At 38.1% G+C, this 23,127-nt stretch carries 20 protein-coding genes and 5 pseudogenes; 16 read left to right on the forward strand and 9 right to left on the reverse strand.

Annotation, left to right across the window (positions count from 1 at the left end; genetic code table 11):
* Window positions 1-30: 30 nt before the first annotated feature.
* From priA to nusB, 9 genes and pseudogenes are all read left to right on the forward strand, one after another.
* Entirely contained in the window at window positions 31-1,995 is a 1,965-nt protein-coding gene (gene priA, locus CVFO_RS06915; RefSeq protein ID WP_201339312.1) for a replication restart helicase PriA, read from the forward strand.
* Between the two features lie 227 nt (window positions 1,996-2,222).
* Window positions 2,223-2,456 carry a hypothetical protein gene (locus CVFO_RS06920; RefSeq protein ID WP_201339313.1) on the forward strand — a complete coding sequence of 78 codons (234 nt, stop codon included), beginning with the start codon at window positions 2,223-2,225 and terminating at the stop codon, window positions 2,454-2,456.
* A 151-nt stretch (window positions 2,457-2,607) separates the two neighbouring features.
* Window positions 2,608-3,714: pseudogene (locus CVFO_RS06925) on the forward strand (IS3 family transposase).
* A gap of 30 nt (window positions 3,715-3,744) precedes the next feature.
* Window positions 3,745-4,026, forward strand: a pseudogene (locus CVFO_RS06930) (transposase); the annotation flags it as partial.
* Window positions 4,027-4,187: 161 nt separating this feature from the next.
* Window positions 4,188-4,802: a YhjD/YihY/BrkB family envelope integrity protein gene (locus CVFO_RS06935; RefSeq protein WP_225879360.1), complete on the forward strand. Its 615-nt coding sequence runs from the start codon at window positions 4,188-4,190 to the stop codon at window positions 4,800-4,802.
* The gene (locus CVFO_RS06940; protein ID WP_201339315.1) at window positions 4,803-5,381 is read left to right on the forward strand and encodes a riboflavin synthase; all 579 of its coding nucleotides are present in this window, start codon (window positions 4,803-4,805) and stop codon (window positions 5,379-5,381) included.
* A 9-nt stretch (window positions 5,382-5,390) separates the two neighbouring features.
* Complete coding sequence (gene ribBA, locus CVFO_RS06945) at window positions 5,391-6,464, forward strand: bifunctional 3,4-dihydroxy-2-butanone-4-phosphate synthase/GTP cyclohydrolase II (RefSeq protein ID WP_201339316.1); 1,074 nt, start codon at window positions 5,391-5,393, stop codon at window positions 6,462-6,464.
* Between the two features lie 10 nt (window positions 6,465-6,474).
* A complete protein-coding gene (gene ribH / locus CVFO_RS06950; RefSeq protein WP_201339317.1) occupies window positions 6,475-6,978 on the forward strand; it encodes a 6,7-dimethyl-8-ribityllumazine synthase in 504 nt (167 codons plus the stop codon).
* Between the two features lie 2 nt (window positions 6,979-6,980).
* Window positions 6,981-7,406, forward strand: a complete 426-nt coding sequence (gene nusB / locus CVFO_RS06955; protein ID WP_201339318.1) for a transcription antitermination factor NusB — start codon at window positions 6,981-6,983, stop codon at window positions 7,404-7,406.
* Window positions 7,407-7,467: 61 nt separating this feature from the next.
* Here nusB and CVFO_RS06960 read toward each other — a convergent pair.
* Window positions 7,468-8,246 (reverse strand): annotated as a pseudogene (locus CVFO_RS06960) (FMN-binding glutamate synthase family protein); the annotation flags it as partial.
* Window positions 8,247-8,409: 163 nt separating this feature from the next.
* Between CVFO_RS06960 and CVFO_RS06965 the strand changes: the two are divergent.
* Together CVFO_RS06965 and CVFO_RS06970 are read left to right on the forward strand one after the other, a co-directional pair.
* Window positions 8,410-9,516: pseudogene (locus tag CVFO_RS06965) on the forward strand (IS3 family transposase).
* A gap of 517 nt (window positions 9,517-10,033) precedes the next feature.
* Window positions 10,034-10,435: a hypothetical protein gene (locus CVFO_RS06970; protein ID WP_225879241.1), complete on the forward strand. Its 402-nt coding sequence runs from the start codon at window positions 10,034-10,036 to the stop codon at window positions 10,433-10,435.
* A 204-nt stretch (window positions 10,436-10,639) separates the two neighbouring features.
* Here the strand turns inward: CVFO_RS06970 and CVFO_RS06975 are convergent, their stop codons facing one another.
* From CVFO_RS06975 to CVFO_RS07010, 8 genes are all read right to left on the reverse strand, one after another.
* Complete coding sequence (locus CVFO_RS06975) at window positions 10,640-11,581, reverse strand: carbohydrate kinase family protein (RefSeq protein WP_201339320.1); 942 nt, start codon at window positions 11,579-11,581, stop codon at window positions 10,640-10,642.
* A 65-nt stretch (window positions 11,582-11,646) separates the two neighbouring features.
* Window positions 11,647-12,573: a 4-hydroxy-3-methylbut-2-enyl diphosphate reductase gene (gene ispH, locus CVFO_RS06980; protein WP_201339321.1), complete on the reverse strand. Its 927-nt coding sequence runs from the start codon at window positions 12,571-12,573 to the stop codon at window positions 11,647-11,649.
* The gene (locus CVFO_RS06985) at window positions 12,570-12,977 is read right to left on the reverse strand and encodes an FKBP-type peptidyl-prolyl cis-trans isomerase (RefSeq protein WP_201339322.1); all 408 of its coding nucleotides are present in this window, start codon (window positions 12,975-12,977) and stop codon (window positions 12,570-12,572) included. Before CVFO_RS06985 ends, ispH begins: the two co-directional genes overlap by 4 nt.
* A complete protein-coding gene (gene accD / locus CVFO_RS06990) occupies window positions 12,970-13,818 on the reverse strand; it encodes an acetyl-CoA carboxylase, carboxyltransferase subunit beta (RefSeq protein ID WP_201339323.1) in 849 nt (282 codons plus the stop codon). Before accD ends, CVFO_RS06985 begins: the two co-directional genes overlap by 8 nt.
* Window positions 13,819-13,838: 20 nt before the next feature.
* Window positions 13,839-14,636, reverse strand: coding sequence for a tryptophan synthase subunit alpha (gene trpA / locus CVFO_RS06995; protein WP_201339324.1), 798 nt, complete (start codon window positions 14,634-14,636; stop codon window positions 13,839-13,841).
* Window positions 14,637-14,642: 6 nt separating this feature from the next.
* The gene (gene hemE, locus CVFO_RS07000; RefSeq protein ID WP_201339325.1) at window positions 14,643-15,686 is read right to left on the reverse strand and encodes a uroporphyrinogen decarboxylase; all 1,044 of its coding nucleotides are present in this window, start codon (window positions 15,684-15,686) and stop codon (window positions 14,643-14,645) included.
* Between the two features lie 120 nt (window positions 15,687-15,806).
* Window positions 15,807-16,019, reverse strand: a complete 213-nt coding sequence (gene rpmE / locus CVFO_RS07005) for a 50S ribosomal protein L31 (protein ID WP_201339326.1) — start codon at window positions 16,017-16,019, stop codon at window positions 15,807-15,809.
* A 74-nt stretch (window positions 16,020-16,093) separates the two neighbouring features.
* Entirely contained in the window at window positions 16,094-18,496 is a 2,403-nt protein-coding gene (locus tag CVFO_RS07010) for a heavy metal translocating P-type ATPase (protein WP_201339327.1), read from the reverse strand.
* Between the two features lie 418 nt (window positions 18,497-18,914).
* On the opposite strand from CVFO_RS07010, the gene CVFO_RS07015 reads away from it, so the two are divergent.
* From CVFO_RS07015 to CVFO_RS07035, 5 genes and pseudogenes are all read left to right on the forward strand, one after another.
* On the forward strand, window positions 18,915-19,586 hold the full coding sequence (locus CVFO_RS07015) for a hypothetical protein (protein ID WP_201339328.1): 672 nt from the start codon (window positions 18,915-18,917) through the stop codon (window positions 19,584-19,586).
* Between the two features lie 9 nt (window positions 19,587-19,595).
* The gene (gene glmU / locus CVFO_RS07020) at window positions 19,596-20,954 is read left to right on the forward strand and encodes a bifunctional UDP-N-acetylglucosamine diphosphorylase/glucosamine-1-phosphate N-acetyltransferase GlmU (RefSeq protein WP_201339329.1); all 1,359 of its coding nucleotides are present in this window, start codon (window positions 19,596-19,598) and stop codon (window positions 20,952-20,954) included.
* Entirely contained in the window at window positions 20,955-22,142 is a 1,188-nt protein-coding gene (locus CVFO_RS07025) for an MFS transporter (protein ID WP_201339330.1), read from the forward strand.
* Window positions 22,143-22,437: 295 nt separating this feature from the next.
* Window positions 22,438-22,890 (forward strand): annotated as a pseudogene (locus tag CVFO_RS07030) (cytochrome b/b6 domain-containing protein); the annotation flags it as partial.
* Window positions 22,877-23,101, forward strand: a complete 225-nt coding sequence (locus CVFO_RS07035) for a hypothetical protein (protein ID WP_201339331.1) — start codon at window positions 22,877-22,879, stop codon at window positions 23,099-23,101. The pseudogene CVFO_RS07030 and the gene CVFO_RS07035, both read left to right, overlap by 14 nt.
* Window positions 23,102-23,127 lie beyond the last annotated feature (26 nt).

The raw sequence follows: 23,127 nt of genomic DNA on the forward strand, positions 1-23,127 counted from the left end.
AATAGCTTATTTTATCAAAAGTCTATTATCTTGTCATCAATCGTTGAAGTTGCCATACCCGTACCACTAAATAAAACTTTTGACTATCTATGTGATGATGAGGTGCTTGTGGGTGCGCGCGTTAAAGTGCCTTTTGTGCGTAAAAAAGTAATTGGTATTGTACTAGCTATTAAGGATAAAAGTGATTTTGATAAACTTAAATCTGTTGAAAAGGTGTTAGATAAGACACCAATTTTAGACAAACCAACCTTAGATTTCTTGTTTTGGTCAGCCAATTATTACCACCATCCAATTGGTGAAGTTATTTCAACTGCACTGCCTAAGAACCTGCGTTTAGGTAAAGAAGCAAACATTAAAAAAGTTATAGGTTTGCCAAAAAAAACACAGAAGCCAGACTTTCAACCCACAGATGAGCAAAATATTGCCATCGCACAAATCTTAAAATCAACCCATCAATATCACGCTTTTTTACTCCACGGCGTGACTGGCAGTGGCAAAACTGAGGTGTATTTACACATCACCCAAGCAGTGCTTAACCAAAAAAAACAAGCACTGGTATTGGTGCCAGAAATTGGGCTAACGCCACAAATGATCACCCGTTTTGAATCACGCCTAAAAACACGTGTAGTAGCAATTCATTCACAACTCAACGAAACTCAAAAACTAGATGCCTACCTCATGGCTAAAAACGGTGAAGCTGGCGTGGTACTTGGCACACGAAGTGCCATTTTTGCACCGATGCCAAATTTAGGCTTAATTATTATTGATGAGGAACATGACAATTCGTTTAAGCAGCAATCAAGTTTTCGGTATTGTGCTAGAGATTTAAGCTTTATCCGTGCCAAACAAGCCAATATCCCACTGGTCTTAGGCACAGCAACGCCTTCGTTAGAATTGTTAAAAAATGTGATGGATGAGAAAATTACACGTATCACACTCACCAAACGCGCAGGCGATGCCACCTTGCCAAAGGTGAGTTTGATTGATATGCGTAGTAATACTGATGGCGCCTTATCTAAAATGTTGGTTGAAAAAACCAAACAATATTTATCCGCCGGCAAGCAAGTCATGTTGTTTATTAACCGTCGAGGTTATGCACCTGTTTATTATTGCACACAGTGCGGTTGGAAAGCACAATGCGACCATTGCGACTCAACCATGGTTTATCATCGCCATATCAATCGCCTTAAATGCCATCATTGTAGCGATGAAAAAGTGCCAGAACACACCTGCCCAGACTGCTCTGAGCAAAGCCTTGAAGTGCTAGGCTATGGTACAGAAAGATTAGAAGAAACACTGTCTTCACATTTTGCAGATACCCCTATTATCCGCATTGATCGTGACACCACACGACGCAAAAAAGCCTTTGCACAACACTTAGAGCAAATTAACGCTGACGAACCTTGTATTATTGTTGGCACGCAAATGTTAGCCAAAGGGCATGATTTTTCCAACCTTGCAATGGTTGGTATTTTGGATATTGATGCTGGATTTTTATCCCTTAACTTTCGGGCAACTGAGTATTTAGCTCAATTACTCATTCAAGTATCAGGTCGCGCAGGCAGGCATAAAGAAAAAGGCGAAGTCGTTATCCAAACCCGCTATCCAGACCATCCAATCTTTAACTTTGTTTTATCGTCCCGCTACACGCAATTTGCCAGCCAACTCCTCAAACAACGCCTAAGCGCAATGATGCCGCCTTTTTCACACCAAGCATTATTATGTGCCAATGCAAAAAACAAACAAAATGCTGAGGATTTCTTGCGTGAAGCAGCCGTTTTATTAAAAAGCATACAAATGGATTCAGTAGAAATTTGGGGGCCAGTGGCTAACACCATTGAAAAGAAATCAGACTACTACTACTTCAACTTGTACCTACAATCCAACAACCGAGCAACACTCCACCAAATGCTATCCACTTTCAATCAACATATCAACACACTTAAACTCAAAAACAAAGTGCGTTGGTATTTGGATATTGACCCAATTGAGTAACGCTAGTTTTCTGTTATTATAGTTGCCACATTACTATACCTCAAAAACACAATGTTCAGCCAAGCAGTAATTGAAGAACTAAAATCTTATGTTTATTTTCTTCAAGATCCAAGAAATAATGAAATATTTTATGTGGGAAAAGGTGTTGAAAATCGAGTATTTGACCATATGGAATGTGCTATTGTTAATTCTGACAATAAAGTAAAGTATTTCAATTAAGGCACGGTTTGAGTGAAACAGTATCATTTAAAGTTGAAGCAGCAGTTATAGATTTTATTGGTATGGAAAATTTGTTAAACTTACAAGGCGGTCATTATTCAAATGATTTTGGCATTAAAACAGCAGAGGAAATTTCAGCAATGTATGAGGCTTCAGAATTAAATACTAGTAAACCAATATTACTGATAAACATTAATAAGCTTTATCGCAAGGATATGAGTTGTATGATTGCAATAGTCTAATTTTATTGGACACAAAGATAGCCTTATAATACAAACCATAAGGAGGTCAGTAATGACACAATATAAATCAAGAAAACAACGAGTGACTTTTACCGTTGAACATTCTGTTCAATACCCCCTTGAGGGGGGAACACTAGATTATGCCAAACTCATGGTGCATGAGAATTACACCAATAAAAAAAATCATGATAATATCAGGAGCTTGCTCCTCAGCAGTTAGCAGATGGAGAAAACAATACCTAGCAGAGCTTGGTGGACAAACACCAGAGTCAGGCAAAGCGCTGACTTCTGAACAACAAACAATACAACTGCTTGAGAAACAACTTTGGCGCGCACAAAGGGACAATGAAATCTTAAAAAAGGCAACAGCCTTGTTCGCTGTGGACAATCACCAAGTGATATGATTATCAAGATAAACAAGGCTTGCCAACAATACAATACTAAAGAATTATGAGCATTACTCAAACTTCCTCGCAGTAGTTATTACTATCAAGTCAAAGATAAGCGAGTAAACAACAACACCAACGCTATGATTAAATTAATCAAACAAACTGCTATTGAAGTTGGATACACCTATGGCAAACGCAGAATGCGAGTAGTTTTGAATAACCAAGGTTATAACATTGGTATTTACCAAACTGCAACGCTAATGAAAAAAGCCAATGTAGTTGCCATACGCCCAAGAAAGCGTCATTATTACCCTAATACTAGATTGATGTTTAAAAAGGCAAAAAACCTATTAAATCGTGTGTTTGAGCAGCAATCAATTAATACGCATTGGGTTGGTGATATTACCTATATCAAAACCTATCAAGGTGGGAGTTATTTAGCCAGTGTGTTGGATTTAGGCTCAAGACAAGTTGTTGGTTGGGCATTGTCAAAACAGCCTAATGCTCAGTTGGCAAAGGATGCGCTTAGTAATGCTGTGTCTAGACACCAGCCCAATACAAATAAACACATGTTTCACTCTGATCAAGGGACTCAATACTCTTCTAAAGTTTTTATTGATTATTGCAACAAGAACAACATTACTCAAAGCATGAGCAGGCGAGGTAATTGTTGGGATAATGCGGTCATGGAGCGTTTCTTTAGAAGTCTGAAGACTGAGAGATTAAATTATCAAAGTTTTGCAAATCATAGTGAAGTCGTGCAAAATGTAGAGGGTTATATCTACTTGTATAATTACAAAAGGATTCATTCAGCGATTGGGTATTTAACACCTGCTCAAAAGATGGCTGAATTGAAAAAAGCGGCTTGAAATGTGTCCAAGTAGGTTAGAGCATTGCAGTTTGAACACCAGTGGGGTAAACAGTTCCCAAGCATTGCCAAATCATGGCGACGTCATTGGGATAATGTAGCAACAATATTTGCTTATCCTGAAGCCATTAGAAAGGCAGTCTATACCACCAATGCCATTGAATCCTTAAACTCAGTGATTCGTAAATCTATCAAGAATAGAAAGATTTTTAATCACGATGATTCTGCTTTTAAAGTTGTCTTTTTGGCCATTGAAGCAGCCAGTAAGAAATGGACGATGCCAATTAGAAATTGGTCACAAGCAGTGAATTAGTTTATAATCCTGCATGAGGATAGATTAAAGGATTATGTCTGATTTTTAACGAGGGCTTTACACAATCTGGTTTACAGGGTCAAGAATTGAGGCAAAGGATTTGCCAGAATATCGCTATAAAACATAATGTATATTCTGGCACTAGCCTTTAACCATTTAAAATCAAAAAAGGTTTTGATTCGGCAGCCGTATTGGCATTTTCAACTTTGTTTGCTATTGTACCAACGCTAACTTTGGTGTTTAGTGCGTTTTCTTTATCGCCTTATTTCTCTGACTTACGGCAGCCTTTAGAAGGGTTTTTGTTCGAGCAATTACTGCCTAAAAATTATGAGTTGGTCAGTCAGTACATTCACCAATTTATTGCGAGTGCACAAAAACTTAAAGGCGTTAGTATTTTATTTTTAGCCGTGTTTTTACTGGTGAGTTCTTACCTGAGTGCGTCACAATTATTTGTTTTTATACCAATGGGTGGTATTTTTATATCAAGTTTGCCAATTATTCTTTCGGCCATTGGACTGAGCTTGTTGTATTATTTTATTCCCAATGAAAAAGTATCGTTCAAAAATGCGATTAAATCTGGCTTTATTGCTGCATTTTTTTTAGAGGTTTTAAAATCAATACTATTAATTTATATCAACTACTTTCCTTTTTATGAGCTGATTTATGGCGCATTATCCATGCTATTGTTGTTTATGCTTAGGGTATATTTTTCTTGGGCTGTAGTATTATTTAGCGCAAGTAGCAGTTTTTGTTTTCATCAGGCAGAGAGTCAATAAATGTTTACAGGTATTATTCAAACCATTGGCAAGATTAAAAGCATTCAGGCAGGCGCGTTTTGCTTTGAGGCGCAAAGCTCGTTTTTTAATGAGGTTAAAATTGGCGATAGTATTGCCGTAAATGGCGTGTGTTTAACCGCTATTGAAATAGGTGATGATTATTTTAAGGCTGATATTTCACAAGAAACACTTAGATGTACAATTTTTAATCACTTAGGTGTTAGCAATTCAGTTAACTTTGAAAAAGCACTAAGGCTTAATCAGGGTATTGATGGGCATTTGGTCAGTGGTCATGTTGATGGTATTGCTAAAGTTGTTGATCGATTTATTGAAGGTGAATCGACACGTTTTAAAATTAATACACCTAAGAATTTGATAAAATACATTGCTAAAAAAGGCTCTGTTTGTATTAATGGCGTGAGTTTAACAGTTAATGATATTAACGATTGCGTGTTTAATACTAACATTGTGCCACACACGCTAAAAGCCACAACATTGGGCGAATTAAAAATAAACAGTGAGGTTAACCTTGAAGTTGATATTATCGCTAGACACCTTGAACAATTATTACATCATTAAAAATTAGTTATGAAATCCAGTATTGAAGAAATTTTAAAAGACTACAGCCAAGGCAAAATGATTATCCTAATGGATGATGAAGACCGTGAAAACGAAGGCGATTTAATCATCCCTGCTGCAACTGCTACCAAAGAAGATATTAATTTTATGGCGACTCATGGACGTGGTTTGATTTGCCTAACCTTAACACAAGAACGCTGTAAACAGCTTAATTTACCACTCATGGTGGCGCAAAATAACGATGCAAATAGTACTAACTTTACCGTTTCAATTGAGGCGGTAGAAGGGGTAACCACAGGCATTTCAGCAGCAGACAGAGCCAAAACAATACTTGATGCAGTGGCAAAAGACGCCAAACCTGCTGATATTGTACAACCAGGGCATATTTTCCCACTCATGGCACAACCAGGTGGGGTTTTAATCCGAGCAGGGCACACAGAAGCAGGGTGCGATTTAGCACGTCTTGCAGGGTTTGAACCAGCCAGTGTGATTGTTGAAATCCTCAATGAGGACGGCTCAATGGCGCGACGCGACGATTTAGAAATCTTTGCCAAAAAACACAATATCAAATTAGGCACGATTGAAGATTTAATCTCCTATCGAGTTGAGAATGAAAAAACCATCGAACGTATTAACGAGCGTGAGTTTAAAACCGAGTTTGCCACTTTTAGACTCATCTCATTTCTTGACAGTATTCACAATGAAATGCACCTAGCTTTGGTTAAAGGCGAAATTAGCAGCAACACTGATACGTGCGTGCGTGTACACATGGAAGATACTTTTAAGGATGTGTTACGAGAAAAGTCAAACAGTTTTGGTGTTAACGTTGCATTAAAGCATATTGCCAAGTCAGATAGTGGCGTTTTGTTGCTACTTAGAATGCAAACTGACCAAAGCATTCTAGAAAATATTGACAACGTTAATGGCAATGCTCATGATGACATCAAAACCTATGGTGTTGGTGCGCAAATCTTATCTGACCTTGGTGTTAAACGAATGAGGATTTTAGGCAGTCCTAGAAAGCTTTATGGCTTAAAAGGCTTTGGTTTAGAAGTAACCGAATACGTAGACACCAACAAATAAAAGAACAATAATGGAATTTAAATTTGATAAAAACGACAATGGCGATTTTCTCGCAAAGAAAAAAGTTGCGATTATCGTGGGTTATTTTTACCAAGACATTGGCGACAAGCTATTATCAGCAGCACAAGAAACCTTAGCCAAATATGGCATCAATACTAATAATGTCAATGTGTTTTATGTCCCTGGTGCATTTGAAATCCCACTATTGGCTAAAAAATTAGCAAGCCAGCAACTAAATGGCAAAAATCTATATGATGGTATCGTGGCTTTAGGTGCAGTTATTAATGGTGAAACCCCTCATTTTGAGTTTATTTGTAACGAATGCGCTCGTGGCGTGGCAGATGTTTCTTATCAATATGAAATCCCCACTGTTTTTGGTGTACTCACCACAAACAACATGGAACAAACCATCGGTAGGGTGGGTGGCTATAAAGGCAATAAAGGCGAAGAAGCAACCATGGCAATGATTGAAATGCTCTATTTAATGCAACAAGCAGACACTCAAACTTTCTAACCATGACCTTTAAAACCCCAAAGCAACGCTCCCGTGAACGTGTGGTACAAGCGCTATACCAATATCTAGTATCAGGTGGCGAAGTATTACAAATTGAACAACAATTTTTAAACCAAAAACAAGGTAAAATCTCAAAAGTCTTCTTTTCAAATTTATTCATCAATATCCTTAAAAACAGATCTTTACTAGATGAGATTATCGCACCTACCATTAGCCGAGAAACTGATGAACTGGGCTCTGTTGAACACGCTATTTTGTATCTAGGCACTTATGAGCTTAAATTTAGCCCAGAAGTGCCCTATAAAGTCGTAATTAATGAATCACTTGAGCTGGCAAAATTATACGGTGCAGAAGGTGCGTATAAACTTATTAACGTTTCATTGGACAAACTAGCTCAAACACTTAGAAAAGTTGAGTTGGACAGTTAACACCTAATAACCTAGAATAGGCGCAACAGCACACTTGCTAGATATTAATATCTACACTTTTTTATCTTTTTGATATATCCATAAATCCTGAGTAAGTCACACCTGAAAGCAAGGCCATTTTTTGATGCCAAGTGGCTAAATCATTTTTGTTAAACTTGCTTAAATCGTTATGTCTACAGGCGCGCGCCATAACTTGCATCAATTCAGTAGAGGCATTAAAAAAATTATACAATTGTGTTGAGGCTGTTTTAATATTGAGTTTTTGACGCAGGTCTGGTTTTTGTGTAGCAATACCTGCCGGGCAATTATTAGTATTACACATTCTTGCACCAGCACAACCAATTGTTTGCATGGCACTATTAGAAATAGTGCAATACCATCAAAGCCTTAACAAAATCAATAGGGACACGTAGTCCCGCCCGTAATAATTAAAGTAACGCGACCACCGGCACCTTGCTTATCAAGATAATGGCGTGCACGCGCCAGTGCAGGAATTGTGGGGACACTAATATGGTCTCTAAATATTTCAGGTGCTGCGCCAGTGCCACCACCACGGCCATCTAATATAATGTAGTCAGCACTTGCATCTAATGCAAATTGAATGTCTTGTTCAATATGATTGGCACTAAGCTTAAAACCACATCAGTTATCTCTCTTACTCTATCAGCAAAGCGCTTAAAATCCAATGCTGATGAAAGTTCTTTAAATGTTGGTGGAGAAATAGCAGGCTGACCTTCTAGCATGCCTCGAACTTGCGATATTTTGCCTTGGTTTTTATTACCCAGGAAGATGACCACCAGTACCCGTTTTTGCACCTTGCCCACCAGTAAAATGAAAACTGCAATAGTCTAATTTTATTGGACACAAAGATAGCCTTATAATACAAACCATAAGGAGGTCAGTAATGACACAATATAAATCAAGAAAACAACGAGTGACTTTTACCGTTGAACATTCTGTTCAATACCCCCTTGAGGGGGGAACACTAGATTATGCCAAACTCATGGTGCATGAGAATTACACCAATAAAAAAAATCATGATAATATCAGGAGCTTGCTCCTCAGCAGTTAGCAGATGGAGAAAACAATACCTAGCAGAGCTTGGTGGACAAACACCAGAGTCAGGCAAAGCGCTGACTTCTGAACAACAAACAATACAACTGCTTGAGAAACAACTTTGGCGCGCACAAAGGGACAATGAAATCTTAAAAAAGGCAACAGCCTTGTTCGCTGTGGACAATCACCAAGTGATATGATTATCAAGATAAACAAGGCTTGCCAACAATACAATACTAAAGAATTATGAGCATTACTCAAACTTCCTCACAGTAGTTATTACTATCAAGTCAAAGATAAGCGAGTAAACAACAACACCAACGCTATGATTAAATTAATCAAACAAACTGCTATTGAAGTTGGATACACCTATGGCAAACGCAGAATGCGAGTAGTTTTGAATAACCAAGGTTATAACATTGGTATTTACCAAACTGCAACGCTAATGAAAAAAGCCAATGTAGTTGCCATACGCCCAAGAAAGCGTCATTATTACCCTAATACTAGATTGATGTTTAAAAAGGCAAAAAACCTATTAAATCGTGTGTTTGAGCAGCAATCAATTAATACGCATTGGGTTGGTGATATTACCTATATCAAAACCTATCAAGGTGGGAGTTATTTAGCCAGTGTGTTGGATTTAGGCTCAAGACAAGTTGTTGGTTGGGCATTGTCAAAACAGCCTAATGCTCAGTTGGCAAAGGATGCGCTTAGTAATGCTGTGTCTAGACACCAGCCCAATACAAATAAACACATGTTTCACTCTGATCAAGGGACTCAATACTCTTCTAAAGTTTTTATTGATTATTGCAACAAGAACAACATTACTCAAAGCATGAGCAGGCGAGGTAATTGTTGGGATAATGCGGTCATGGAGCGTTTCTTTAGAAGTCTGAAGACTGAGAGATTAAATTATCAAAGTTTTGCAAATCATAGTGAAGTCGTGCAAAATGTAGAGGGTTATATCTACTTGTATAATTACAAAAGGATTCATTCAGCGATTGGGTATTTAACACCTGCTCAAAAGATGGCTGAATTGAAAAAAGCGGCTTGAAATGTGTCCAAGTAGGTTAGAGCATTGCACACTCACCGAAACCTATGCCAAACTTGCCAAACAGCAAACCGATATGCTTGGTAAAGTTATGAATGAGTTAGAAGTTCAAAGAACCGCCTAAAGTGAGTTACAAACTGCTCTTGACAACCGTCTTAACGACACCACTCAAGTCAACCGAGCTTTGATGCTAATGCTAAGCCCAAAGGTATTCTGTATGGCAATGGTATTTTAACCAGAACTGAACTTAGCCCCCCACAACCGTGCCATCACTTCAATCAAAATCGGCAAAGGCTCTGAACTCATTAGCGACATCAACTATACTTATGATGAATATAACAACGTCAGCACCATGAGCAATGCCATTACCAATGAGGATTATACTTATCAATAGACACCCAAGACAGAGTCACAAACTGGTTTTATAGCAACGACAGCCTTAACACCCAAAAAGACTGTCATTACAACACAAGTAACAACCTAAGCTATAAAACCACCACTGGCAATATAGTCTATAACGATGCCAATCAACTCATTAGCCGTATGGATGACAACAACAACCTGTATCAATACTTCTATGACGCCAACGGCAACCAAACGCACAACCAATGCCAGAGACATTGAATACACCGCTTTTAGCAAAACCAAAAAGTTAATGACACAAACAGCAAACAGCACCCAAACCAATGAAATCACTTATGACGCTAACAACAACCGCATCATCCAAAAAGCTTACTATGATACGAGTACTAGCACCAACCCAAGTAAGGTAACGTACCACATTAACAAAGGCTATGAGTTAATTCAAACCACAGATGAGCACAGCAATCAAATCACCATCCACAGACATCATTTGTATGCAGACGGTAAGAGGTCGTTGTTACTTATGATAAAACAATCGTTAACGGCAAAAAAGCCGTAGACCAAGCAGGCTATCTGCACACCTGATGCGCTAGGCAACATAACCGCAGTTACAGACAATGATGGCAACCTCAAACTCTTCAGACAATCAGAAGCCTTCACCCCATTTGGTGAACACATCACCCAAGGATTGAGCCCAAGCACTAGTACAGGACACTTTTAAAAGAGTGACCTTAGAGGTACAAAAAAATAACTATCGCCTTAACTAAAACAACGATTCACCATAACTATCTTGATAGCGATTTTCAATATCAGCCATGTCAAACTCATGGTTTTGCGTACCTAGATACGTCACCTTAATAGCGCCCAATAGTCCTGCTAATTGGCCAATCGTTTTCCAATCCATATCATGCATTAAGCCATACAACAACCCAGCACGATAAGCATCACCACAACCTGTAGGATCTTGCTCAATACCTGCCTTAACAGGGGCAATATTGATTAATTTGCCATCGGTATGAATTTCTGAACCATCGCTACCTTTGGTAATAATCAAAGCATCAACTTTGGCAGCGATGGTTGACAAGTCTAGCCCAGTTTTAGCTTGTAACATTTGTGATTCATAGTCATTGACTGCTATATAAGTAGCTTGCTCAATAAAGTTAACTAACTCTTCGCCTGAAAACATTGGTATACCCTGACCTGGATCAAAAATAAATGGAATTTTTAATTGTTTAAATTGTGTCGCATGCTCAATCATGCCAACACGTCCATCAGGAGACACGATGCCAATATCAACCGCACTGGCATCAGATACCTTATTTTGATGCGATTGATCCATCGCACCAGGATGAAAAGCAGTAATTTGATTATCACTCATATCAGTGGTGATAAATGCTTGCCCTGTATATTGATCTTTGAGAATTTTGATATATGATGTGTTCATATGATGCTTTTCCATCCACGCTAAATAGGGCGTGAAATCACTGCCTACTGTTGCCATTGGCACTGAATTGGCACCCAATAAATGCAAATTATAAGCAATGTTGCCAGCACAACCACCAAACTCTTTGCGCATGGTTGGTACTAAAAATGACACATTGAGCATATGCACCTTGTCGGGCAAAATGTGGTTTTTAAAATGGTCATGAAACACCATGATGCTATCAAAAGCGTACGAACCACAAATTAATGCTGTTTTTTTCATTTTATTTTTAATAAAAGGTGAGTGTCTTTGTCCAGACTTAGCTTGCTTATTAAAAATAAAATATCCTATCTTAATTCTTTTGGTACTGGAAAGTGAATATTCTCCTTCGCACCATTCACCTCAATAACTTTAGTAACGCCCTTATCACGCAAATAATGAATGACCTCTTGAACCAAAACTTCTGGTGCTGAAGCGCCTGCGGTGACACCTATTGTGTCCACACCTTTAAGCCACAACTCGTCAATTTCATCAGCGTTATCAATTAGATAGGCGGGAATGCCCATTTTTTCCGCAGTTTCTCTAAGACGATTTGAATTAGATGAATTGCTAGAACCTAATACCAACAATACATCAGAAGATTGCATCAAAATTTTAACGCCATCTTGGCGATTTTGTGTAGCATAGCAAATATCATCTTTTTTAGGTGCATCAATAGTGGGAAATTTTGATTTTAAATAATCCACAATATATTGAGTGTCGTCAATCGACAATGTGGTTTGTGTTGTATAAGAAATAGGGGTGTTTTTTGATAAATTCAAGCGTTCAACATCCTCAATTGTTTCCACTAATTGAACATGCCCACCCTCATTAGACTGCCCTAACGTGCCTTCAACCTCTGGATGCCCTTTATGGCCAATTAAAATAACTTGATGATTTTGTTTTTGTTTCCTGGTCACTTCTTTATGCACCTTAGTCACCAAAGGACAAGTGGCATCATAAATAGTTGCGTCTATATCCTGAGTCTGCTTACGTACTGCCATTGACACGCCATGTGCACTAAAAATAACCACTTGGTCATTAGGCACACCAGCAATATCTTCAACAAAAACAGCACCTTTAGCCTTTAGCCCATCAACTACAAATTTATTATGCACTACTTCATGACGAACATAGACAGGTGCACCATGCAATTTTAATGCACGCTCCACAATTTCAATTGCACGGTCAACACCAGCACAGAAGCCACGTGGATTTGCCAATAAAACTTTCACTGTTTTTGAAGGATCTTTACCTGAAAAGAGACATCGCTACCTGCCAGTGGGTGATTAAAATTAACGGTAATATCATCTCCCTTGATTTTATCAATACAACCCACGTAAGAATCCCCTATAGGTGTTTTAAACTCAACAACGGCATCTAACTCAATTGCTATGGTTTGTGGAAAATCTGAACGCTTCATAATTTGAAAGGCTTCTTCTGTTTCATTTCCAAATGCCTCTGACGTACTTAAAAGAAAGGCTTGCAATTGACCCACTTGAGCATCAATAATGCAGGACTCTAAGCACGAATCTAGCTGACCATCCCCCAATTCAAACTCAAGTGGCTCATCCCAAGACTCATCAACCAAAGCACCATTTACATGGCTAAGCTTGTAGAGGATTTTGTATTTAGCCATTATTAAAGGTCATGGCACTTAATATCTTATGTACTTGAGTGCGCAACTCAGACCGGTGCACAATCATATCAATCGCACCTTTTTCTAACAAAAACTCACTACGCTGAAAACCTTCTGGTAATGATTCTCGCACGGTTTGTTCAACCACTCTAGGGCCAGCAAAACCAATCAACGCATTTGGCTCAGCAATATGAACATCGCCTAACATGGCAAAACTAGCAGAAACACCGCCCATGGTTGGGTCGGTTAAAATCGAAATAAAAGGTACTTTTTTATCACTCAGCAACTTAATCATTAAAGCTGTTTTGCTCATTTGCATCAGTGAGAACAAACCTTCTTGCATGCGCGCACCCCCTGAGGCTGAAAAGCAAATCAGTGGTGCGTTGGTTTCAATGCTTATTTTTGCAGCGCGAACAAACTTCTCGCCAACTACAGAACCCATAGAGCCGCCCATAAATTTAAATTCAAAAGCGGCAATCACGACTTTTATGCCGTTAAGCGTGCCTGTTTTAACCACAAGTGCATCTTTTTCATGGGTGGTTTTTTGTGCTTGTAAACAACGGTCTTTGTATTTTTTTTGGTCTTTAAATTTTAAAGGGTCAACTGAGTTCAAATCAGCAGCAATTTCTTCTTGCCCCTGCTTGTCTAAAAAACCATCAATACGTGCCCTAGCAGTAAGGCGCATGTGATAATCACACTTAGGACAAACATAATTCAACGTCTTTAACTCTTCTGAATAAAGCGTGGTTTCACACTTAGGGCACTTACTCCATAAACCTTCTGGAATATTTTTCTTTGCTACACTGGTAATAGAGGGTAAGATTTTTTCTAACCAACTCATACGCTTTTCCCTTATTTTAATTATTTAATTGCAGTAGAAATTTCATCTGCCAAGTGCCCAACACTTGCTAACATTTTATCCCTATCATTTGCATATTGTTCAATAAATGCAACCAGTGATGAGCCTACAATAACTGCATCTGCATACTCAGACACTGCCTTTGCACTTTTAGCATCTTTAATACCAAAACCCACCCCAATAGGTAAATCAACCATTTGACGAATTCTTAAAAGATGCGTTTTAACCAAATCAACATCCAAATGCCCCGCACCCGTTACCCCTTTAAGGGCGACAAAATAAATAAAACCTGAAGCAATGGTGGCTAAAAATACTAAGCGCTCATCCGTTGTTGTTGGTGCAACCAAAAAGATAAAGTCAATGTTAACATCATCAAGGCTTTGCTTTAAATCATGCGCCTCTTCCGGTGGCATGTCTACCACTAACACACCATCAACACCGCTTTCACTAGCAGCATTAGCAAAGGCCTGATAGCCAAAAACCTCAATCGGATTAAGATAGCCCATTAGCACAATGGCGGTTGTATCGTTGCCTTGTCTAAACTTTTCAACTAGACTTAGCACGTCACGTAAACTCACCCCATCTGCCACCGCTCGTTCATACGACTTAGCAATGGTAGGACCATCAGCCATCGGATCTGAAAACGGCACACCCAACTCAATCACATCTGCACCATTTTTGACCAAAACTTGCATCAATTCAAGGGTATTATCAAGCCCGTTATCCCCTGCAGTGATAAAGGGTATAAATGCTTTTTTACCAACAGTAAGTTGGGTAAAAATTGTACTTAATCTTGACATTATGCGTTATCTTTTGCTAAATTCATGCACAGCATCTACCAGAACTTTCATGTGCTCAGGATTGACATCAGGAGAGATACCATGACCTAGGTTAAATACGTGGCCTGTATCACCTTGAAATTGTGATAAGATTTTTTTAACTTCTTTACGTATTTTTTCAGGTGATGCGTATAAAACACAAGGATCTAAATTACCCTGAAGTGCCACCTTAGTGCCAATACGCTGTTGTGCATTATTTAACTCCACTGTCCAGTCCAATGCCACACCATCACAACCACTGTTTGCAATCTGCTCTAGCCACATGGCACCACCTTTAGTAAACAAGGTGACTGGAATGGTTTTACCGTTAAATTCACGCTTGATGCCATTAACGATTTTGGTCATATATTGAAGTGAAAAATCTTCATAGCTTTGTTTATTCAACAAACCACCCCAAGTATCAAAAATCATCACCGAATCCGCACCTGCTTGAATTTGACCATTCAAATAATCAATTATTGTGTCTACTAATTTGTCTAATAATTGGTGCATGTGTACGGGGTTTTCATACATCAGCCCTTTAACTTTGGCAAAGTTCTTGCTTGAACCACCTTCAACCATATACGTGGCTAATGTCCATGGGCTACCTGTAAAGCCAATTAATGGCACCTTGTTATTTAAATCTTTCTTAATCACTGATACGGCGTCAGTGACATAAGACAACTCATTACCCACATCGGGCTTTTTTAATTGCTCAATGGAGGCTAATGTATTAAGTGGTTTTGAAAATTTAGGACCTTCGTCTTCTGAAAAATACAAGCCCAAATCCATTGCATCAGGAATGGTTAAAATATCTGAGAACAAAATGGCTGCATCTAAATCAAAACGATTAATGGGCTGCATGGTGACTTCACATGCCAGTTCAGGTGATTTACACAGGGTTAAGAAATCACCTGCTTTTGCACGCGTTGCTCGATATTCTGGTAAATAACGACCTGCTTGGCGCATCACCCAAATAGGTGTGCGTGAGGTGGGTTTTTTCAATAAGGCATTAATATAATTAAATGACATGGGCTTTTAATATAAAAAGTAATCATTATAATTATAATGATTTTGTTCGTATATCTTTACCAATCAGGCATAAAAAAGCCGCTAACGCTAAAGTGGCTTTTTTTATTGAATTTTGTACCCTTACCTCTTAAAATTGGCATAACGTGATTTAAACCTCTCAACACGACCAGCACTGTCCATAATCTTTTGTTTGCCTGTATAAAAAGGATGGCAACTAGAACATACATCTAAGTGCAATTCTTCTTTGTCAACGGTTGAGCGTGTTTCAAAGGTATTGCCACATGAGCAAACTACTTTAACGTCATTGTAATTAGGATGAATACCTGTTTTCATGTTATCTGGATTTATTATAAAATCGTAAAAGAGGATAAATTATATACTATTTGATACTTATGCGTATGCTGTTTTTACTTGTTTCTTAGACGCGCAGCATTGCCAATCACAATTAATGAACTAATCGGCATAACAATGGCTGCAAATAGTGGTGTAACCTTTGCCATCATCGCCAGTGGCACCATAAAAGCATTGTATAGTAGCGCAAAAGTGATATTTTGTTTAATGGTGCTGTTGGTATGCTTTGCTAAATTAATCAGCTCAATAATTGGACTAAGCGTGGATTTTAAAATAACCAAATCTGCACTATTAACCGACACATCACTGCCTGAGCCAATCGCAATACTGGTATCAGCTTGCACCAAGGCAGGTGCATCATTCACACCATCGCCCACCATAAGCACTGTATGGTTTTGCTGTAATTGTTTTATATAATCAGCCTTATCTTTTGGCAAAGCATGCGCAATTACATGTTCAATCCCCAGTTTTGAGGCAACCGTTTGGGTGACTACTTCACTATCACCACTTAATATGCTCACTTGCTTACCCATGGATTTAAGCCGATCAACAACCTTAGTAGCATCTAATTTAATTTGATCTTTTAAAGCAATAAAACCCAGCACACTAGATTTGTTAGCACACCAAATACAGCTCGCACCTTGTTGCTCTAATAGCCTGGATTTATTTAACAAATCAGCATCCACTTGATGCTTGATATCCACATAAGACAAATGACCAATTTTATAACTTTGCTGATTAATAACACCACGCACACCTTGACCATGGTCAGCATAAAACCCACTCACTTCTAAAGCGCTATTGGCCATATCAGCGCCAACAATTGCTTTAGCCAAAGGATGTTCAGAATGCCTTTCAATGCTAGCCATGATATTGATAAAATTGGTTTTATCAATCAAGGCTTCAATATGGCTGATGCTAAATTCGCCTTTGGTGAGTGTGCCAGTTTTATCAAAAACCACCCAGTCTACTTTGTCTAGCACTTCAAGTGCATCACTGTTTTTGATGAGTATTTTTTTCTTAATTGCTGCGCCACTTGCAACTGCAATACTCATGGGCGTGGCTAACCCAAATGCACAAGGACAAGTAATAATCAGCACGCTGGTAGCACTTAGCAATGCCCAATCAAAACCATATGGATACCAATAAATAAAAGTCGCTATTGCCAAAAAAATGGTCGTACCAACAAAATAGGGAATAATCTTATCAAGTGTGCAAATAATTGAGTTTTTGTTGTATTGCGTATTCTCAACTAAGCTAACAATTTGCCCTAAAGCCGAATTCTTTAAGGTTTTTGTCACTTTAATCATAAGACTACCACTGGTATTAACCGAGCCAGCAAATACCTCATCACCAGATTGCTTCCTAACCAATAAAGACTCTCCTGTTAATAGCGATTCATCCACTTCACTATCGCCTGATAAAACAATACCGTCCACTGCTAAACGTTCTGCAGGCCTAATCAACACAGTCCCACCTATTTTAATCGCACCTACTGGTGTAATTTTTTCCTCGCCTTTGCTAACCACATAGGCAACTTTAGGTTGCAACTGCTGCAAAGCACTAGAGGCTGATAGCGTGGATTTTTTGGCTGAGCTTTCAAGATAACGACCAATTAAAATCACAAAGATAAAATTAACCACCGTATCAAAATACACCTCATTTTTAGTAGACAACCCCAATAGCACATACACAGAATAAAAATACGTACTCAATGCGCCAATACTAATCGACACATCCATATTCATAAAACGGTTTTTAAGCCCAAAATAAGCATTTTTAAGAAACGGCATGCCCGCATAAAATAAAGTAGGCGTGGCCAATGCAAAACCCAGCCACTGAAAATAATGATGATATTCCCCATCTGCTGCACCTGTGTACATGGCAACTGAAATCCATAATAAATTCATCATTGTAAATGCGCTAAAACTAATACGATAAAGCATGGCTTTATTGGCTTTATTGGCAATAAACTCAGCCATATTCTGCTCGTACGGCATGGCTGCATATCCAAGATCTGCTAATCTTTTCATAATGACAGACAGTTGAATATCAGCATCAGTCCAACTAAGACGAATGCGCTTATCAGTCAAACTGACTCGCACCCAAACAACCCCATCAAGTGCGCCAATTGCTCTTTCAATCAGCCACACACAAGCAGCACAATGAATGGTATCGCTAATTAGGGTGATGGTTTTAGCCCCCTCATCAGCAGGCTCTAAAAAAGGCTGCTGAAAAGCATCTGCATCATAAAATTCTATTGGATATTCCAAATCAACAGCAGGCAGCAATGAATTGGTTTGTTGATGATAAAAAGAACCCAACCCACTCAAATAAATGGTTTGACACACGCTTGCACAACCAACACAACAAAAGTCTTTGTACTCACCTTCAATCGATGCTTGGACTTTATTATGACTCGTCACTTCTAATCCACAGTGATAACAGGCATTGCTCATAGTGGTTGATTTTATTGTATTTATGCCTCTAAGCGTTTACAATATCAACCCAGACTACTTATTAACTTGATACAATTTATGCAACACATAAAAACAACGATTTTTTAATAATGACTAGTCACGCCTCTTGCTTTTTAAACAAACATTTATATTCTGCACTTTTCAGACGTATAAATCACATGTTGCACCTATCATTGTGAATAAATTTTCCATAAAACTTGTCACACTACTTGGTTTGTTATTAGTGAGCGCCCAGAGTATCTCTGAATCGCCAATTCGCCTTTATAAACAATACCTATTGTGCAACACATAAAAACAACGATTTTTTAATAATGACTAGTCACGCCTCTTGCTTTTTAAACAAACATTTATATTCTGCACTTTTCAGACGTATAAATCACATGTTGCACCTATCATTGTGAATAAATTTTCCATAAAACTTGTCACACTACTTGGTTTGTTATTAGTGAGCGCCCAGAGTATCTCTGAATCGCCAATTCGCCTTTATAAACAATACCTAATTGGCACACCAAAAGTATATTTACAAAAGGTACACCCATTAGAAGATTGCTCTGCCAAATACGAAAAAGGCACACTGTGCATGCAAAAACATTCATTAGCGGGTGAGGAAGCTGAAATTGCTTTTCGGTTCTTAAACGACAGACTCGTCTCCATTGTGCTAATAATGCCACTAACAGATGTCAGCAAAATTAAGAAAATATTCTATGCGCTAAAAACACAGTTTGATTTAGTCTTAATTGAACAAGGTAATAACAAATTAGACATTATCCAAATTAGTGCCAACACTTTTAATAAGCGTGAATTTACTAAAATAATCGCTGATTTTGAAAATGAAGCCTATCAAAAACACAATATTAAATACACGTTCATCAGTAAAGAAGATTTTATTACCCAATCGCGTAAATCGCGCAACTTTGCTGATATTTTTAAAAATGCGCCCATGCAAATGCGCGCCGCAACCTACAGCGTAGATCGAAAAAATGGGCAAGTGATTGGCATTATTAGTTTTATTGTACCTGGCATTACCCAGTCTTATCTTGATCAAAACCCAATTGTAGAGGACTTTTAGACTATTCTTATGAGTGATATTCACGCTATTATTTTAGCCGCAGGCAAAGGCTCACGCATGCACTCATCCAGGCCAAAAGTCTTGCAAATCTTATCAAATAACACCTTATTGGGGCATGTTTTATCTCAAGCCAAACCTTTGTGCGATAAAATTCATGTGGTTTATGGCTTTGAAGGCAAACAAGTACAACAACAAATTAACGACTCCAATATCAACTGGGTAAAACAAACCGAACAATTAGGCGCTGGACACGCCGTAGCACAAGCAATGCCACATATTGAGGACAATTCAATCTCACTCATATTATATGGCGATGTGCCGCTGATTAAAAAAGCCACACTGGCTGATTTAATTCACCAAGCACAGCAAAGTGGCCTTTCTTTGTTGTCTGTGATTTTAGATAACCCAACTGGCTATGGGCGCATCATTCGCAAAGGCGAGCAAATACAAGCCATTATTGAACAAAAAGATGCAAATAATGCACAACTAAATATTAATGAAGTGAATACAGGCATTATGGCTGTTCACTCGCAACTATTAAAACAATATTTAAGCAAAATCAACTCAAGCAATGCCCAAGGAGAGCTTTATTTAACCGATATTATTGCTTGTGCAGTCGCTGATGGGCAAACTGTTTCATCCATCATTAGCAAAAATCAATTTGAGGTAGCGGGTGTGAATGACAAAGTACAACTAGCAGAATTAGAACGTATTTTCCAAAAAAATCAAGCAACACAATTTATGCAACAAGGACTTGGCTTAAAAGACCCAAATAGATTTGATTGCCGAGGCGCATTCACCTTTGGGCAAGATTGCGAGATTGACATTAACACACTCATTGAAGGTAAGGTATCATTAGGATGCAACACTACAATTGCACCGAATTGTATTATAAAAAACACTAAAATCGGCAATTATGTGTCAATCTTGTCAAATTGCGTTATTGAAGATTGCGTTATTGAAGAGGGTGCTACTATTGGTCCATTTGCACGCATTCGCCCACAAACTCACATCAAAACCCATGCCAAAATTGGTAATTTTGTTGAAATTAAAAAGTCCACCATTGGTGAAAACACCAAAGTTTCTCATTTAAGTTATGTGGGCGATGCCATTATCGGCAAGAGCGTCAACATTGGTGCTGGTGTCATCACTTGTAATTATGATGGTGTTAACAAACATCAAACCGTCATTGGCGATGGCGCATTCATTGGTTCTGATTCTCAACTAGTTGCACCCATCAAAATTGGTAAAAATGCCACAATTGGTGCAGGCTCTACCATCACCAAAATAGTACCTGACAATCAATTAAGTTTAAGTCGTACCAAGCAAACTAGCCTAAAAAATTGGCAACGCCCGACTAAAAAATAAATGCACTCACTACCTCGTAATGTCTGGTTGTTAACAATTAGTTTGTTGCTGTTTATGTCCCTAGGCGTTTTTGTTATTTTTCTAGGTGGTATTATTGGTCAATCTTTAGCGCCCTATGCCAGTTTATCAACCTTGCCAGTAGCAATGATTGTGCTAGGTACTGCTGCTAGCATCATTCCTGTTGTCTACATGATGTCTAAAATTGGCAGAAGACGTACTTTTTTGGGTATTTGTATCTATACAATTGCTGTCATTGCACTTGCCATCACTGCCTTACAAATAGAATCATTTTATTTGTTTTGTCTGTCCACTTTCCTGTTTGGTGCCACCACAGCAACCATGAATCAGTTTAGATTTGCTGCCATTGAAAGTGTTGATGAAAATCTCAGTGCAACAGCAACCTCGGCCGTGCTTATTGGCGGTTTGGTTTCTGCTTTTTTAGGACCAGAACTTGCAATTCTAGGAAAGGATTGGTTTGATACCACCTTTGTTGGCTCATTTTTACTACTCAGCATCTGTTTTGTACTTGCGTTCTTATTGCTGTGGTTTTATCAACCAAACCACGCACCTAAAGCCAAACAAAAGCAATCAGGCAGAAGTTTAAAAAATATCATCAAACAACCTGTATTTATCGTTGCCATGTCCAGTGCTGCAGTAGGTTACGTTATTATGAGTTATATCATGACTGCCACACCAGTGAGTATGCATGTTATTGATGGCTTTTCATTAACACAAACTAAATTTGTTATCCAATCTCACGTTATTGCCATGTTTCTGCCGTCTTTATTTGCGCCAATTATTGTCAAACTATTTGGGCTTAACAAAATGATGATAATTGGCATCATGCTATACCTGGTTTGTATTGTAATTGGCTATACTGGCCACAGTCTAAATAATTACTGGATGGCATTAATCCTCTTAGGACTTGGCTGGAACTTTTTATTTATCGGCGGCACCAGTTTATTACCACGCGCTTATCACGAGGATGAAAAATTTAAAGTACAATCCATCAATGACTTTCTAATTTTTGGTATGCAAGCCATGGCCTCATTATCAGTAGGTTGGTTTGTGTTTAATTTTGGCTGGGAAGTTGTACTATTATCAACCATTCCACTATTATTACTCCAACTATCGGTGCTATTGTGGTGGCTAAGAAAAAAACCAACACAGCCCCAAATAAAACTCTGATTTGAAATAATAGTACTCTTAAAGTAGCTCGTCTTTTATTAGACGTATGTATAAAAACCTCTACAACAAGACCTTTGCCCAATATATAACCATATTTAATATGGTTATTATTTATTCAAGCTTGACAACAACATGAAAGAATGATGCATTCCAATAACACTAACATCAATATTATGACTAGAATTTTTCATTGGTTCCTAGTTGTTTTATTTATTACTCTTTTTATGACAGGTAATAACAATAATGGAGGTGATGCAATACATATTATCTCAGGCTATTCTATTTATTAACCAGCTTTGTACTAACAAGAATTATTTGGGGCTTTATGGGTGATAAAAATGCCTTATGGGGTAATTACTTGCATAGCCCAAAATCAATACTCAATTACTTACTTAAACTGTCTAGTTCAACACCAATAGAGTTCAAAATACACAATCCTGCTGGCAGCATAATGATTTTAATAATGATGACTATGCTTGTCGCTATAGTTATAAGCGGCTTATTAATACAAGGTCTATTTGAATTTAATAGTATATTTTTGTCGTTTGTTACTTATTTTAATGACCCACAAGCCTTTATTGCAAAAGAAATACACCTTGTTTTGTCATACACCATGTTGATTGCAATTAGTTTTCACATTGTTGGCGTTCTTTACTCAAGTTATATTTATAAAGCAAACCTTCCAATGATGATGATTACTGGAGAAACTACAGTTTTTAACAAAAAAGCCAATAATGAAACTATATAAATACATGATTATGCTGCCTTTATACGCCTTTAATGTCCACTCTGAAACAATAGATTTCAACCAATTGTATCGCTCATGGGGCGTTGATATTACAATGATAGATACAACTCAAGGAGAGCAACTTTGGAAACAAGAATTAATTTCCAATAAAAGCTGTACAAGTTGCCATACTAACAATCTTAAAAAAAAATGGCGCGCATGTAAGAACTAAAAAAATTAATTAAACCCATGTCACCA

Source organism: Isorropodon fossajaponicum endosymbiont JTNG4, assembly GCF_016592615.1.
Lineage (GTDB): Bacteria > Pseudomonadota > Gammaproteobacteria > PS1 > Pseudothioglobaceae > Ruthia.

Bases quoted from the DNA above. Each gene is read 5' to 3' on its own strand.
- accD (WP_201339323.1), bottom strand. From the start codon at position 13,818: ATGAGTTGGTTAGAAAAAATCTTACCCTCTATTACCAGTGTAGCAAAG.
- rpmE (WP_201339326.1), bottom strand. From the start codon at position 16,019: ATGAAAACAGGTATTCATCCTAATTACAATGACGTTAAAGTAGTTTGC.
- trpA (WP_201339324.1), bottom strand. From the start codon at position 14,636: ATGTCAAGATTAAGTACAATTTTTACCCAACTTACTGTTGGTAAAAAA.
- CVFO_RS07025 (WP_201339330.1), top strand. From the start codon at position 20,955: ATGCACTCACTACCTCGTAATGTCTGGTTGTTAACAATTAGTTTGTTG.
- hemE (WP_201339325.1), bottom strand. From the start codon at position 15,686: ATGTCATTTAATTATATTAATGCCTTATTGAAAAAACCCACCTCACGC.
- nusB (WP_201339318.1), top strand. From the start codon at position 6,981: ATGACCTTTAAAACCCCAAAGCAACGCTCCCGTGAACGTGTGGTACAA.
- ribH (WP_201339317.1), top strand. From the start codon at position 6,475: ATGGAATTTAAATTTGATAAAAACGACAATGGCGATTTTCTCGCAAAG.
- glmU (WP_201339329.1), top strand. From the start codon at position 19,596: ATGAGTGATATTCACGCTATTATTTTAGCCGCAGGCAAAGGCTCACGC.
- CVFO_RS06985 (WP_201339322.1), bottom strand. From the start codon at position 12,977: ATGGCTAAATACAAAATCCTCTACAAGCTTAGCCATGTAAATGGTGCT.
- CVFO_RS06975 (WP_201339320.1), bottom strand. From the start codon at position 11,581: ATGAAAAAAACAGCATTAATTTGTGGTTCGTACGCTTTTGATAGCATC.
- CVFO_RS07035 (WP_201339331.1), top strand. From the start codon at position 22,877: ATGAAACTATATAAATACATGATTATGCTGCCTTTATACGCCTTTAAT.
- ribBA (WP_201339316.1), top strand. From the start codon at position 5,391: ATGAAATCCAGTATTGAAGAAATTTTAAAAGACTACAGCCAAGGCAAA.
- CVFO_RS06970 (WP_225879241.1), top strand. From the start codon at position 10,034: ATGCCAATCAACTCATTAGCCGTATGGATGACAACAACAACCTGTATC.
- CVFO_RS07010 (WP_201339327.1), bottom strand. From the start codon at position 18,496: ATGAGCAATGCCTGTTATCACTGTGGATTAGAAGTGACGAGTCATAAT.
- CVFO_RS06940 (WP_201339315.1), top strand. From the start codon at position 4,803: ATGTTTACAGGTATTATTCAAACCATTGGCAAGATTAAAAGCATTCAG.